We start from the raw sequence: 13,553 nt of genomic DNA on the forward strand, positions 1-13,553 counted from the left end.
TTTTCTCGTTGAGGGAGTTCTACAGCATGAAGAAATCGAGATTCACGGACAGCCAGATCATGGACGCGCTCAAGCGCGTGGAATCGGGGCTGTCGGTGCCGGACCTGTGCCGGGAACTGGGCATCAGCACGGCGACGTTCTACAAATGGCGCTCGAAGTACGGTGGCATGGACGTCTCACTGATCGCGCGGATGAAGGAGTTGGAGGCCGAGAATGCTCGGTTGCGCAAGATGTACGTCGAGGAGAAGATCAAGGCCGAGATCGTGGCGGAGGCGCTCGCAAAAAAAGACTGAGGCCATCTTGCCGGCGTGAGATGGCCATGCATGCGGTGTCCAGCCGGGGCATTTCGATCCGGCTGGCATGTGAGGCATTTGGGATCAGCCAGGCCTGTTATCGGTACGTCAGTCGGCGCAGCGCCGAGAACGACGAGATTGCAAACTGGCTGCTGCGCCTGACGGACAACCATCGGAACTGGGGCTTCGGGTTGTGCTTCCTGTACCTGCGCAACGTGAAGGGCTTCTGCTGGAATCACAAGCGCGTGTACCGGATCTATCGCGAACTGGAACTGAACCTGCGGATCAAGCCGCGCAAGCGGCTGGTCAGGCAGGTACCGCAGCCGCTGGCGGTGCCGTGCGCCGTCAACCAGGTCTGGTCGATGGACTTCATGCACGACCAACTGTCCGACGGACGCAGTATCCGGCTGTTCAATGTGATCGACGACTTTAACCGAGAGGCACTCGGTATCGAGATCGACTTCTCATTGCCATCGGAACGCGTGATCCGTGCGTTGCGGCAGATCATCGGATGGCGCGGCAGACCCAAGGCGATTCGGTGCGATAACGGGCCCGAGTACCTGAGCGCAGCGATCATCGAATGGGCCCGACAGTATGGCATCAGGCTCGACTACATCCAGCCGGGCAAGCCGCAGCAAAATGCGTATGTCGAACGATTCAACCGGACCGTGCGGTACGAATGGCTGTCGCAGTACCACTGGGAAGACTTGGACCACGTGCAGCGCTTCGCGACCGATTGGATGTGGACTTACAATCACGACCGCCCGAACATGGCCCTGGGCGGATTTACCCCAAAGCAGCGGTTGGCAATGGCCGCTTAGTTTCTACTTTTGAACCCCGTGGAAAACGGGGGGATTACCTAGACACCGGGGTGCTTGGCTCGCGATACTTGAAGCACGGTGAGCCGATTGAGTGTTCGCATACCAATCTCCTAACTGGTCAAATGACCAGCAAATGGTTCCGAGCTTCCCGTGGCTCTGACAGGATGTTTATGGAATCAGCGCTACCCGGATTCCTTGCTACATCCTTGATGCCAAAGGACTTTTGGAACTCGGTGGAGGTTGGTGGATTTCACAATGTGGGACTCTCTCTCCGCCAGTATTACGTCCGCTCCGCCAGAAAATGAAGAAGCCCGCCTTGTGCGGGCTTTTTCATTTGCGTTTCCGGTTGCGCACGCTGATGGGCAGCGAGGCTGCGGTGTGGAGCAAGCTGCCGACGGGCTGAGCACCTGCATGCGCAGCCGTAGCCGCTGCCTGCGGGACGCAGGCGAGACTGGCGTCAGGTTCGTCGCGCGTTAGGCACATGCCTGCACGGCATACCCGCTGATCTGTCGTCCGAACACGGCGCGCGAATGCATGGCGCATTTGTCGAGCCGTCCGCCGCATGCCGTGATGGATGCCGCGCTTCGATACCTTCCTTCCGTCGCCCCGAGGGGCGGGCGCCGCCTCAGTTGCCGTAGATGTCGAACGAGAAGTACTTGCGTGCGAGCGTGTCGTACTCGCCGTTCTTGCGAATTGCGGCGATCGCCCGGTTGATCCTGTCGGCCAGCGCCTTGTCGTCCTTGCGGATGCCGATCGCGACGCCGTCTCCCGATGCTCGCCTGTCGTCGATCTCCGCGCCGGCGAACGCAAATGCCTTGCCGCGCGGCGTGCGCAGGAAGCCGATGTCCGCCTGGATCGCCGTCTGGAACGAGGCGTCGAGGCGGCCGGTCGCGAGGTCCTGGTAGAGCTGGTCGGTGCCCGGGTAAGCAATCACCTGGACGCCTTTCGACGCCCATTCGGCCATCGCATAGCTTTCCTGCACCGAGCCTTGCTGTACGCCGATCCGGCGGCCTTTCAGGGATTCCGCCGTCGGTTGCAGGCGGGAGCCCGCGCGGGCGATCAATCGTGGCGCCCCGGAATACAGGCGATCCGAGAAATCGATCTGTTGACGGCGCGCGGGCGTGGCCGTCATCGCCGACAGGATCGCGTCGAACTTGCGCGCCTTCAGCGCAGGAATCATGGCATCGAAACTCTGCTCGACCCAGATGCAGCGCACATGCAGGTTCGCGCAAATCGCGTTGCCGAGATCGACGTCGAAGCCGACGAACGACCCGTCCGGGCGCTTCGATTCGAACGGCGGATACGTCGGGTCGATGCCGAAGCGCAATGTTTGAGGATCGGCGGCCGACGCCATGAGCGGAATGGCGCAGAGCGCCAGCAGGCTGCGAAATATCAGGGATTTCATGGTGTCTCCATACCGGGGGCGCATCGGCCTGTGTTTCCCGGATAGCTTGCCGTCGACGCTTGGCACAACCGCAAGCAGGCGACGGCGTCTGCCTGCGTCGTTCGTGTCCGGGGTTAGCCGAGGAAGCGCTCGACGAGGCGAACCCAGTAACTTGCACCGATCGTCAGGATGTCGTCGTTGAAGTCGTAGCCCGGGTTGTGCACCATGCATCCTCCCTTGCCTTCACCGTTGCCGATCAGCAGGTAACATCCGGGGCAGCGTTCGAGCACGTACGCGAAATCCTCGCTGTTCGTGATCGGATTCATGTCGCCGACGAGGCCGTCCGCGTCGAGCCAGTTGCGTGCGACCGATTCCGCCAGGCGGGTAGGCTCGGGATGGTTGACGAGCACCGGGTAGCCGCGCGCGTAATCGACTTCCGCCCGTGCGCCGTAACCCTCCGCATGAGCATGGGCCAGTGCCGTGATGCGCGCTTGCAGCAAGTCGCGTATGCCCGGGTCGAGGGCGCGCACCGATAGCTCGATGGCGGCAGTGTCGGGAACGATGTTCGGTGCGCTACCGGCATGAATCGACCCGACCGTCACGATGGCGGTTGCGAGCGGATCGACGTTTCGGGCGACGACCGTTTGCAGGGCCATGACCAGTGACGCGGCCGCGACGACCGGATCGATCGTCTTGTGCGGAACGGCGCCGTGCCCGCCGTAGCCGACGATTCTGATCCTGACCGTATCGGCCGACGCCATGAACGCGCCGCTCCGGAAGCCGAAGCGACCGGCCGGCAGCCCGGGCATGTTGTGCATCGCGAATATCGCGTCGCACGGGAATCGGTCGAGCAATCCGTCTTCCAGCATCCGTAGCGCGCCGCCGCCGCTTTCCTCGGCCGGCTGGAAAATCATGCAAACGGTGCCGGCGAAGCCGCGGTTCCGCGCGAGGTATTGCGCGGCGGCGAGCAGCATCGCCGTATGGCCGTCGTGACCGCATGCATGCATGACGCCGACGTTGGTGCTCGCATAGGGCAACCCGGTGGCCTCCACGATCGGCAGCGCATCCATGTCGGCGCGCAGGCCGATCGTGCGGCCTGCGCCGTTGCGCAGCATGCCGACCACCCCGGTGCCGCCGATGCCTTCGTGCACTTCGTATCCCCAGCGCGTCAGGCATTCCGCGACCAGCCGGCTCGTATCGAATTCCTCGAAACTCAATTCGGGACGCGAGTGAATCAGCCTGCGCAAGGCGATCATCTCGTGTTCGATGTCGCGCATGCCTTGCGGCACGAATTCGTCGATCGGGGTAGGCATGGCGTTTCCGGATGCGTTGGAGGGTCGAGACGGCGCCCATCATAGGCAGCGCGCTTTTCCGCCGGAAGCCGCAATATGGTTATATAGACAACCAATAGTTATCACCGTGATTTGCGCGGACGTCGTATGAAAATTCACCAGATCCAGGCGTTGGTGGCGGTTGCCGACGCAGGCAGCATCCGGGCGGCCTCCAGGCTGCTCGGGGTGTCCCAGGCGGCGGCGACCAAGGCGTTGCGGGAGCTCGAGAACGAGCAGAAGCTCACGCTGCTCTCGCGCAGCTCGAGCGGCGTGAGCTTCACCGACGCCGGGCATGCGCTGCTGCGCCACGCACGGCTGATCGTCGGGCAGCTCGACCGGGCGGACGACGAGCTGGCCCGGCTGCGGGGCGACCAGTCCGGCAAGCTGACGGTCGCGGTGACGCCGCTGGTCATGCTGACGTTCATGAGCGAGGCGGTCAGGCTGTTTCGCGCGCAGATGCCGCGGGTGCAGCTCGAGATGTTCGAGGGCCTGACGGCCGTCGCGTTGCCGCGGCTCCGGGAGGGCACGCTGGATCTGTCGGTCGTGCCGCTCACGTCGGTGGTGTCGAGTCGGGAGTTCGATCACGAACGGCTGTTCTCGTACGAATCGTGCGTGGTCGCCCGACGCGGGCATCCGCTGGCGGACCGGCGCTCGATTCACGACCTGCTCGATCACGACTGGGCCGTGAACTATACGGCGAGCAGCTACGACGGCATGATGCACAGCATCTTCTGGCAGCACGGCGCCGCGATTGACCGCTCCCGCCTGTATTGCGCGCATTCGAATTCGTTGCTGCTGCAGCTGGTTCGCCACAACGACATGCTCAGCCATTGCCCCAGGCCGTTGCTGCTCACCGATACGATGCATGGCTGGGCGCAGCCGCTCGAACTGGGCGAGCGCTTCGAGGCCAACCAGGTCGCGATCATCGGTCTGCATAACGCCATGCGCAGCACGGCAAGCCAGTGTTTCGTCGACTGTCTGTCCCAGGCCATCCGCAAGCGCAGCCGTTCCGCGGCGCTCGAGAACCGAAGGCTCTTCGAGCATATCGAATTGCTTTTCTGAGCGGGCGGCGGGCGGCGGGCGACGCCGGCGCGCCCCGGATTCCCGGCTACGCCCTTGATGCCAAAGGATTTCAGGGCGCGACGGCGGTCGGTGGCGTGGAGGATGCGAGGCGTGCGCCGTGCCGGTATCGCCGTGGCTCCGGCGGACCTCGGGGCCGCGACCGCCTCGCGCGGGCACGTTCTTTGGCGTCCCATCCCGTCGTGCGCGAACCCGTTGCCGGGCCGCCGCGCGGCGCCGGTCGCCGGGCGGCGGGGCAGTCCGTTTCGCTTTTTGGGGGCCTGCTGTTGTAATATCAGGCGTTTTGTCCAAATTACCCGTCACGCATGCTCGATTTCTTTCGTAACCACCAGCGCCTGATGATGGCTCTCCTGCTCCTGATCGTGTTGCCGGGGTTGGGTTTCGTCGGGATTCAAGGCTTCCGCGGCTTCTTCGACGACAGCGCGAACGTCGCGGCAGTCAACGGGCACAAGATCACGCGGGTCGAATTCGACGGCGCCTTCCGTCAGCAGATCGACCAGGCGCGTCAGGCGCTCGGCGGGCAGTTCGACATCAAGATGCTCGACACGCCCGAACACCGCAAGCAGGTGCTCGACGGCCTGATCCAGCAACGCGTGCTGGCCGACGAGACCCAGCGCCTGCACCTGACCGCCTCCGACAATGCCGTGCGCGAAGCGCTGATGAGCGACCCGATGATCGCGTCGCTGAAGAAGCCCGACGGTTCGATCGACGTCGAGCGCTACGCCCAGTTGCTGTCGTTCCAGGGGATGACGCCCGAGCAGTACCAGGAGCGCGTGCGCTACAGCCTCGCGCTGCAGCAGATTCCGGCCAGCATCGTGTCGAGCGCGTTCACGCCTAAGAGCCTCGCGCAACGCCTGTCCGAACTCGCCGCGCAGCAGCGCGAAGTGCAGGCGCTCGTGCTGAAGACGAGCGATTTCGCTGCGAAGGTCCAGCCGACCGACGCGCAGCTCGCCGCATACTATGACGCGCACAAGCAGAGCTTCGCGACGCCCGAGACGGCAACGATCCAGTACCTCGTCTATTCGCCGGCCGCGGCGGCCGCCGGTGCGCAGCCGACCGATGCGGACATCAAGAAGTTCTACGACGACAATCCGACGCACTTCCGCACCGAAGCGCAGGTTCGCGTGAGCCACATCTTCATCGCCGCGCCCGGCAGCGCCAGCGCGGCCGACAAGGCTGCGGCGAAGGCCAAGGCCGATCAGCTGCTGGCCGACGTGAAGGCGCATCCGGACCAGTTCGCGCAGATCGCGCAGAAGAACTCGCAGGACGCGCCGTCGGCCGCGAAGGGCGGCGACCTCGGCTTCATCGCGCGTGGCTCGACCGCGGGCGGCAAGGCGTTCGACGACGCCGCGTTCGCGCTCAAGCAGGGCGACGTGAGCGGTGTCGTGCAGTCGGATCTCGGCTTCCATATCCTGAAGGCGACCGAAGTGAAGCCGGCGGCCGTCAAGCCGTTCGCGGACGTGAAGGACCAGATCGCAGCCGACCTGAAGCAGCAGTACGCGGCGAAGGCGTTCTCGGACAACGCGGAAGGCTTCACGTCGACCGTCTATGAAAAGGCGAAGACGCTGCAGCCGGCCGCGGACAAGTACAAGCTGACGATCCAGACGGCCACCGTCACGCCGACGCCGAATCCGCAGTTGCCGCCGACGAGCCCGCTGAACTATCCGAAGTTCCTGGCCGCGGTGTTCGCGAACGACGCGGTGAAGGGCCAGAACAACACGCAGGCGATCGACGTCGGCAACAACACGCTGATCTCGGCGCGCGTGACCGACTACAAGCCGGCAGCCGTGCCCGCGCTCGACGCGATCAAGGATGCCGTGCGCCAGAAGGTCGTCGCCGAGCAGGCCGCTGTGCTCGCGAAGAAGGACGGTGTCGCGAAGCTCGCCGAGCTGCAGAAGTCGAAGTCGGCCGACGGGTTTGCCGCCGCGCAGAAGGTATCCCGCACGCAGTCGCAGGGCCTGACGCCGGCTGCGCTGAGCGCCGTGTACAAGGTCGATGCGAAGACGCTGCCGGCCTATGTCGGCGTCGATCTCGGCGCGGACGGCTATGCGATCTACCGCGTGAACGCAGTGATCCCGGGCTCGGCGGTCGATCCGCAGCAACTGGCGGCCGCGCAGCAGCAGATGGCGCAGGTCGATGCGCAGAGCGAAGGTGAGGCGTACCTTGCCGCGCTGCGCGATCGCTCGAAGGTGAAGCTGTACGGTTCGACGGCCAGCCAGTCGCAGGACGGCGACAACTGAGCCGCGTTTCGCACGCAACGAAAAGCCCCGCTTCGCGCGGGGCTTTTTGTTTTTGGGCGGCGCGGTGCGCTCAGCCGCGCGGCTTGCCGAGCAGCGGCTTCAGCGCCGGCCAGACGTTGTCGAGCAGGATGCCCTGTGCCTGTTGCGCGGGATGCATCTGGTCGGCCTGGAACATCTCGGGCCTGTTCTCGATGCCGGCCAGCAGGAACGGCACGAGTGGCACGGCAAGGTCCTTCGACAGCCGCGCGTAGACGGCATGGAACTTCTGCGTGTAGTCGGGGCCGTAATTGGGCGGCACGTACATGCCGACCAGCACGACCCTGGCCTGCGCCTGCCGTGCGCCGGCGATGATGTCGCGCAGGTTCTGCTCGGTGGTCGCGAGCGGCACGCCGCGCAGCGCATCGTTCGAGCCGAGCTCGACGACGACGATCGACGGCTTGAGCCGTTGCAGCACCGCGGGCAGCCGCGCGCGGCCGCCGCTCGTGGTGTCGCCGCTGACGCTTGCGTTCGCGACGCTATAATCGATTCGCTCGGTCGTGAGCCGTTGCCGCAGCAGCGCCACCCAGCCGGTGTCGCGCGGCAGCCCGTATTCGGCCGACAGGCTGTCGCCGAGTACGACGATCACGGGCTGGCCCGAGGTCGCCGCCGGCGTCGCGGCGTGTGACGGCGCGGTGGCGGCCAGCAGGGTGCCCAGCAGCGCGGCGAGTGCCGCGCGTCTTTTCCAGCGAAATGTCGTGTCCATGTTCAAGATTACCGATCCGATCATCGAAGTCCATGACGTGTGCAAGCGGGTCGCCGATGCGACGGGCGAGCTGACGATCCTCGACGGCATCTCGCTCGCCGTGCGGCCGGGCAGCAGCCTGGCGATCGTCGGCGCATCGGGGTCGGGCAAATCGACGCTGCTCGGCCTGCTTGCGGGGTTGGACAGCGCGACGAGCGGCACGGTTCGCCTGCTCGGCCGCGCGCTCGACCAGCTCGACGAGGATGCGCGCGCCGCGCTGCGCAACGGCGCAGTGGGATTCGTGTTCCAGTCGTTCCAGTTGATGCCGCACCTGACCGCGCTCGAGAACGTGATGCTGCCGCTCGAGCTGCAGGGCGGCATCGGCGCGCGCGATGCCGCCGAGCGCGCACGGGCGCTGCTCGTGCAGGTCGGTCTCGGCGAGCGCACCGCGCACTATCCGAAGCTGTTGTCGGGCGGCGAACAGCAGCGTGTCGCGCTCGCGCGCGCGTTCGTCACGCGTCCGGCGGTCCTGTTCGCCGACGAACCGACCGGCAGCCTCGACGCGGCGACGGGGCATGCCGTCATCGACCTGATGTTCGAACTGAACCGCACGCACGGCGCAACACTCGTGCTCGTCACGCATGATGCCGAACTCGCGCGTCGCTGCGCGACGACCGTGACGCTCGACGCCGGGCGTATCGTCGAGCCGCACGCCGAGCAGCGCGGCGCGTGAATCTTTTCGCCGGCCGCGCGGTTCCTGCCGTGCGGCCGGCAAGCACGCGACGCCGTCGCGTCAGCGCTTGAGCGCCGAGCGTGCGCGCTCGATCAGCGCGGTGGTCGACGAGTCGTGCTTCGCGGGATCGAGCGACCCGGCCGTCAGATCGGCTTCGACGACCTTGCCGAGGATCTTGCCGAGTTCCACGCCCCACTGGTCGAACGGGTTGATGTCCCAGATCGTCGCCTGCACGAGCACCTTGTGCTCGTAAAGCGCGATCAGCGCGCCGAGCGTGCGCGGCGTCAGCGCGTCGACGAGCAGCGTCGTGGTCGGGCGGTTGCCGGGGAACGTCAGGTGCGGCGCGAGCGCCTCCTTGCCGGGCCCGGCAACCTCGCGCGCTTCCTCGAGCGTGCGGCCGAGCATCAGCGCCTCGCTCTGCGCGAAGCAGTTCGCGAGCAGCTTCGGATGATGGCTCGCGAGCGGGTGCTCGGGCGTCAGCACCGCGATGAAGTCGATCGGCACGATCGTCGGCCCCTGGTGCAGCATCTGGAAGAACGCATGCTGGCCGTTGGTGCCCGGCTCGCCCCACGTGACCGCCGAGGTGGGGTAGTCGACGAAGGTGCCGTCCAGGCGCGCGGATTTGCCGTTGCTTTCCATCTCGAGCTGCTGCAGGTACGACGGCAGGTAGTGCAGCGCTTCCGAATACGGCGCGACGAGATAGCTCTGCGAACCGAAGAAGTTCCGGTACCAGATACCGATCAGGCCGAGCAGCACCGGCAGGTTGCGCTCGAGCGGCGCTTCGCGGAAATGGCGGTCCATGTCGTTCGCGCCGGCCAGCAGCTCGTCGAACTGCTCGGGGCCGATCGCGATCATGATCGACAGGCCGACCGCCGACCACAGCGAATAGCGGCCGCCGACCCAGTCCCACATTTCGAACACGTTGTCCGCGGCGATGCCGAATTTCACGACTTCGGCCGGGTTCGCCGAAACGCCGACGAAGTGCTTCGCGAGCGCGTCCTCGGGGCAGCCGCGCGCGATGAACCAGTCGCGCAGCGAGCGTGCGTTGGTCATCGTCTCGAGCGTCGTGAAGGTCTTCGACACGATGATCGCGAGCGTTTCCTCCGGGTCGACCTGCTCGAGCACGCGCGCGAGATCGGCGCCGTCGACGTTCGATACGAAGTGGGTGGAGATCTCCGGCGTCGCGACGTGGTGCAGCGCGTGCACGACCATCTTCGGCCCGAGATCGGAACCGCCGATGCCGATGTTGATCACGTGGCGGATGCGCTTGCCGGTGTAGCCCGTCCACGTGCCGCCGCGCACGGCGCGTGCGAAGGTCGCCATCTTCGCGCGCTCGGCGCTGATCTGTGCGTGGAACGGCGCGTGCGGGTCGGTCGCGCGCAGCGCGGTGTGCAGCGCGGCACGGCCTTCGGTCGGGTTGACGATCTCGCCCGCGAACATCGCGTCGCGGCGCGCTTCGACGCCCGCATCGCGCGCGAGCTGCACGAGCAGGCGCAGCGTGTCGTCGTTGATGCGGTTCTTCGAGAAGTCGGCCGCGAGACCGCCGCCCGCGAGCGTGAAGCGCTCGGCGCGGGTCGGCGCACGGTCGTTTTCCGGCGCGAACCAGTCGCGCAGCCGGGCGTGGCGGATCTGCCCGAAGTGGGATTGAAGGGCAGTCCAGGCGGGGAACGAATTCAGCGTCATGGCGGTTCGAGTGAGGCGTGAATCGGGAAATGCCGCGCCGGCCCGGCGGAATCGGAAGGCCGGCGGACAAGGGGGCCGCCGTGCGGCGGGGCAGTCAGTATAGCGGCGTTATGTGTCGGCGCGCGGCGACGGGTAAAAAAGGCGGTTGATCAGCGCGCGCACCGCCGGCGCGAGTTCGCCGGCCGTGAGCCCGGCCGGGCCGGTGCCCTGCGCGGTCAGCGTGTCGGCCGCGAGGCCATGCAGGTAGACGCCCGCAAGCGCCGCCTCGTAGGGGGCGACGCGTTGCGCGAGCCATGCGCCGATCAGGCCGCCGAGTACGTCGCCGGTGCCGCCCGTGGCAAGCGCCGCGTTGCCGGTCGGGTTGATCGTCACGCGGCCGTCGGGCGCCGCGATCACCGTGCCCGAGCCTTTCAGCACGACGATGGCCGCATGGCGCGCGGCGAGCGCCTGCGCGGCCGCGATGCGGTCGCGCTGGACCGTTGCGGTATCGCTGCCGAGCAGCCGAGCGGCTTCGAGCGGATGCGGCGTCAGTACACAGGGATTGCCGCGCGCACCGCGCGCGGCGACGGCGGCCGCGAGATCGGCATGGGTCGCCACGAGGTTCAGCGCATCGGCATCGAGCAGCGTCGCGGCGTCGTGCGCAAGCACGTCGCGTACGAGGGTCGCCGCGGCTTCGCGCGTGCCGAGCCCGCAGCCGGCCGCGATCGCGGTCATCGCGTCGAGTGCAAGGCTGTCGGCCGGATGCAGCATCAGTTCGGGGAACGGCGGATCGTAAGGCGGTGCGCCGGCGCCGAGGAAGCCGACGTGCACCTTGCCGGCGCCCGTGAACAGCGCCGCGCGCGCGGCGAGGATCGGCGCGCCGCACATGCCCGTGTCGCCGCCGAGCACCGCGAGGCTGCCGTACGTGCCCTTGTGGGACGCGAAGGCGCGTGCGGGCAGCGCCGCGGCGAACCGCGCGGGTGCATTCAGCACGATGGCCGGCGCGGCGGGCGGCGCGACGTCGAGTGAGGCGACCTCGATCTCGCCGGCGAGATCGCGGCCTTCGCCGGTGTAAAGGCCCGGCTTCGCGCCGATGAAGGTGAGCGTGTGGGTGGCGGCGACGGCGGCGCCCGCGCCGACGATCTGCCCCGTGTCGCCGTCGAGCCCGCTCGGGACGTCGAGCGCGAGCACGCGGCCGCCGCTGCGCGCATGCGCGGCGATGCGGGCGGCCTGCACGGCGAAGGCGCCGTCGAGCGCGCGGCCGAGGCCGATGCCGAACAGCCCGTCGACGACCCACGCATAACCGTCCAGCGATGCGGGCGGCGTGACCGACAACGGCACGCCGGCCGCGCGTGCGAGGCCGAGCGCCCATTGCGCATCGTCGGGTTTCACCGGCGCGGGCATCCAGGCCTGGGTCGCGACGCCGAGCTGCTGAAGATGCGCGGCGGCAACCAGCGCGTCGCCGCCGTTGTTGCCGGGGCCGACCGCGAACCACACGGGGCGGTCGTCGCCGGCGGCGCGCTCGGACAGCCAGCGCGCGGCGGCCGCGCCTGCGCGCCCCATCAGCGTGTGCGGCGGCAGCGCCGCGGCGGCGTCGGCTTCGGCCGCACGCAGGTCGGCGACGCGCAGCAGCGCGATCGGATCGGAATCGGGAAGCGGGCGGGTCGTGGTCATCGCGGGGTCGTGGCGGCTGGCAGGGCGGCTGCCGGGGACGAGCCCGCGGCGCTCAGGTCGTGAAGCGCCCGACGCGCAGCGCGGCGAGCGTATCGGCGGGCCAGTGCTGCACGTCGCCGCCGAGGTAGTCGGTCACCACTTTAGCAGACCCGCACGCGAGCCCCCAGCCGGCCGGGCCATGCCCGAAGTTGACGAACACACGCGGATGCGGGGTCGGACCCACGACCGGCAGGCCGTCCGGGGACAGCAGCTGCGTGCCTTGCCAGGACAGGGCGGCCGAGATCCTCGCGGCACCGGGCGCCCAGTCGTGGACGGCCTGACCGAGCAGCGCGAGCGCGGCCTCGGACAGCGGCTCGGCGAGCGGTTTCGCGGTGTCTTGCCGGCTCTGCAGCACGGCGCCTCCGCCGACGCGTAGCCGCTGATGGGTGCGCGTGATCGAGATTCGCTTGATCGAATCGACGACGTTCATGTGCGGCGCGTATTCTTCGTAGGCGATCGGCGCGGTGAGCGTATGGACCCGCACCGGATGCAGCGGCGGGCGCCAGCCCAGCCGTTCGAGCAGCGGCAGGCTGCCGACGCCCGCGGCGACCACGATCGCGTCGGCGGAAATCACGTCGACCGCGCGCGCGTTCGACGCGTTGCGGTGGCCCGGTGGCACGAGCTCTACCGCGGCGCGGCCGGTGTCGACACGGATCGCGGCGACGTTGGCGCCGAAGCGGAACTGCACGCCATGCTCGTCGAGGGTCTGCTTGACCAGTTTCGTGAACAGCGGGCAGTTCCCGGTGCGTTCGGTCTCGAGCAGCACGCCGCCGGCGAAGCCGGGTTCGGCGGGCACCGACGGCTCGAGCGCCGCGCATTCGTCGGCGGTGAGCGGGCGGTACGGCTGGTCGAGCGTGCGCAGCAGGTCGAGCGCGGGCTGCAGCGCTTCCCAGTCGCGCGGGTTGCGCACGACGTGCAGGATGCCGGCTTTCTGCTCGAATTCGAGCTTGAGGCGCGCCTCGATGTCGGCGAGTGCGTCGCGCGATGCGTCGATCAGCGGGCGCAGCCGCGCGTACTGGGCGGCGAACGCGTCGGGTTCGCGCAGCGCGCCGAGTTGCTTGACGAAGCGGCGCACACCGCCGTTGAAGCCCGGCTTGTAGATGATGCCGCTGTCGCGCGGCTGGCGCTGGCGCATGAAGGTCGGGCCGAACCAGACGTCGAGCGGGCTCGGCAGCAGCGCGCCGCCGTCGCCGTAGGTCGAACCCTGCGCGACGGTCGCGTGGCGCTCGACCACGCACACGTGGTGGCCGGCCGCGCGCAACTGGTAGGCGGTGGCGACGCCGCTGATTCCGCCGCCGATGACGATGACATCCATGGATTGCTTCGATGACGGGCGGCGCGCATGCGCCGTCCGGTGAGAATTCGCTGAGGGCCCCGGCCCGGTGAACCCGGAATGATAGCGCCAAAATCGCGGGAACCGGCGCCGCGCGAGCACGCGCCGGGCCATCGCGCCGCGCGCCCCGGCCGCCGCGCCTGCGCGGGCCGGCCCGGCGGCCCGCCGGGCGCGGCGCGCGGCGCGGCACCGTTGCGGTGCATGCGGGCCGCCGATCGGCCGGTCTTGGGCGACCGACTTCC

The 13,553-nt window shown here is 67.9% G+C and carries 10 protein-coding genes; 4 read left to right on the forward strand and 6 right to left on the reverse strand.

Annotated elements, in window-relative coordinates:
* Nucleotides 1–26: 26 nt before the first annotated feature.
* A protein-coding gene (locus GQ57_RS32965) for an IS3 family transposase (RefSeq protein ID WP_152603422.1) occupies nucleotides 27–1,114 on the forward strand; the annotation gives its coding sequence in 2 pieces (ribosomal slippage) (nucleotides 27–288 and nucleotides 288–1,114; 1,089 coding nt in all).
* A 625-nt stretch (nucleotides 1,115–1,739) separates the two neighbouring features.
* Here GQ57_RS32965 and GQ57_RS32970 read toward each other — a convergent pair.
* On the reverse strand, nucleotides 1,740–2,519 hold the full coding sequence (locus GQ57_RS32970) for an ABC transporter substrate-binding protein (protein WP_031399285.1): 780 nt from the start codon (nucleotides 2,517–2,519) through the stop codon (nucleotides 1,740–1,742).
* Between the two features lie 113 nt (nucleotides 2,520–2,632).
* Nucleotides 2,633–3,811, reverse strand: a complete 1,179-nt coding sequence (locus tag GQ57_RS32975; protein ID WP_152603423.1) for a M20 aminoacylase family protein — start codon at nucleotides 3,809–3,811, stop codon at nucleotides 2,633–2,635.
* 126 nt (nucleotides 3,812–3,937) lie between these two features.
* On the opposite strand from GQ57_RS32975, the gene GQ57_RS32980 reads away from it, so the two are divergent.
* Nucleotides 3,938–4,891: a LysR substrate-binding domain-containing protein gene (locus tag GQ57_RS32980; protein WP_034200074.1), complete on the forward strand. Its 954-nt coding sequence runs from the start codon at nucleotides 3,938–3,940 to the stop codon at nucleotides 4,889–4,891.
* Nucleotides 4,892–5,214: 323 nt separating this feature from the next.
* Nucleotides 5,215–7,149 carry a SurA N-terminal domain-containing protein gene (locus GQ57_RS32985; RefSeq protein ID WP_034200075.1) on the forward strand — a complete coding sequence of 645 codons (1,935 nt, stop codon included), beginning with the start codon at nucleotides 5,215–5,217 and terminating at the stop codon, nucleotides 7,147–7,149.
* 70 nt (nucleotides 7,150–7,219) lie between these two features.
* Here the strand turns inward: GQ57_RS32985 and GQ57_RS32990 are convergent, their stop codons facing one another.
* On the reverse strand, nucleotides 7,220–7,891 hold the full coding sequence (locus GQ57_RS32990; protein ID WP_034200076.1) for an arylesterase: 672 nt from the start codon (nucleotides 7,889–7,891) through the stop codon (nucleotides 7,220–7,222).
* On the opposite strand from GQ57_RS32990, the gene GQ57_RS32995 reads away from it, so the two are divergent.
* Complete coding sequence (locus tag GQ57_RS32995) at nucleotides 7,890–8,603, forward strand: ABC transporter ATP-binding protein (RefSeq protein WP_031399280.1); 714 nt, start codon at nucleotides 7,890–7,892, stop codon at nucleotides 8,601–8,603. The two genes, GQ57_RS32990 and GQ57_RS32995, sit on opposite strands and share 2 nt — an antisense overlap.
* Before the next feature lie 60 nt (nucleotides 8,604–8,663).
* Here the strand turns inward: GQ57_RS32995 and pgi are convergent, their stop codons facing one another.
* The 3 genes from pgi to GQ57_RS33010 all read right to left on the reverse strand — a co-directional run bounded on the left by pgi (nucleotide 8,664) and on the right by GQ57_RS33010 (nucleotide 13,293).
* On the reverse strand, nucleotides 8,664–10,286 hold the full coding sequence (gene pgi / locus GQ57_RS33000) for a glucose-6-phosphate isomerase (RefSeq protein ID WP_034200077.1): 1,623 nt from the start codon (nucleotides 10,284–10,286) through the stop codon (nucleotides 8,664–8,666).
* A gap of 108 nt (nucleotides 10,287–10,394) precedes the next feature.
* Nucleotides 10,395–11,939 (reverse strand): NAD(P)H-hydrate dehydratase, encoded by a 1,545-nt coding sequence (locus GQ57_RS33005; RefSeq protein WP_034200078.1) that lies wholly within the window; start codon nucleotides 11,937–11,939, stop codon nucleotides 10,395–10,397.
* Between the two features lie 52 nt (nucleotides 11,940–11,991).
* Complete coding sequence (locus GQ57_RS33010) at nucleotides 11,992–13,293, reverse strand: FAD-dependent oxidoreductase (protein ID WP_034200079.1); 1,302 nt, start codon at nucleotides 13,291–13,293, stop codon at nucleotides 11,992–11,994.
* Nucleotides 13,294–13,553 lie beyond the last annotated feature (260 nt).

Origin of the sequence: Burkholderia sp. MSh2 (genome assembly GCF_000731655.1) — a bacterium.
Classification (GTDB): domain Bacteria; phylum Pseudomonadota; class Gammaproteobacteria; order Burkholderiales; family Burkholderiaceae; genus Burkholderia; species Burkholderia paludis.

Coding starts and splice junctions, on each gene's coding strand:
- GQ57_RS32970 (WP_031399285.1), bottom strand. CDS start 2,519: ATGAAATCCCTGATATTTCGCAGCCTGCTGGCGCTCTGCGCCATTCCG.
- GQ57_RS32975 (WP_152603423.1), bottom strand. CDS start 3,811: ATGCCTACCCCGATCGACGAATTCGTGCCGCAAGGCATGCGCGACATC.
- GQ57_RS32980 (WP_034200074.1), top strand. CDS start 3,938: ATGAAAATTCACCAGATCCAGGCGTTGGTGGCGGTTGCCGACGCAGGC.
- GQ57_RS32985 (WP_034200075.1), top strand. CDS start 5,215: ATGCTCGATTTCTTTCGTAACCACCAGCGCCTGATGATGGCTCTCCTG.
- GQ57_RS32995 (WP_031399280.1), top strand. CDS start 7,890: ATGTTCAAGATTACCGATCCGATCATCGAAGTCCATGACGTGTGCAAG.
- GQ57_RS32990 (WP_034200076.1), bottom strand. CDS start 7,891: ATGGACACGACATTTCGCTGGAAAAGACGCGCGGCACTCGCCGCGCTG.
- pgi (WP_034200077.1), bottom strand. CDS start 10,286: ATGACGCTGAATTCGTTCCCCGCCTGGACTGCCCTTCAATCCCACTTC.
- GQ57_RS33005 (WP_034200078.1), bottom strand. CDS start 11,939: ATGACCACGACCCGCCCGCTTCCCGATTCCGATCCGATCGCGCTGCTG.
- GQ57_RS33010 (WP_034200079.1), bottom strand. CDS start 13,293: ATGGATGTCATCGTCATCGGCGGCGGAATCAGCGGCGTCGCCACCGCC.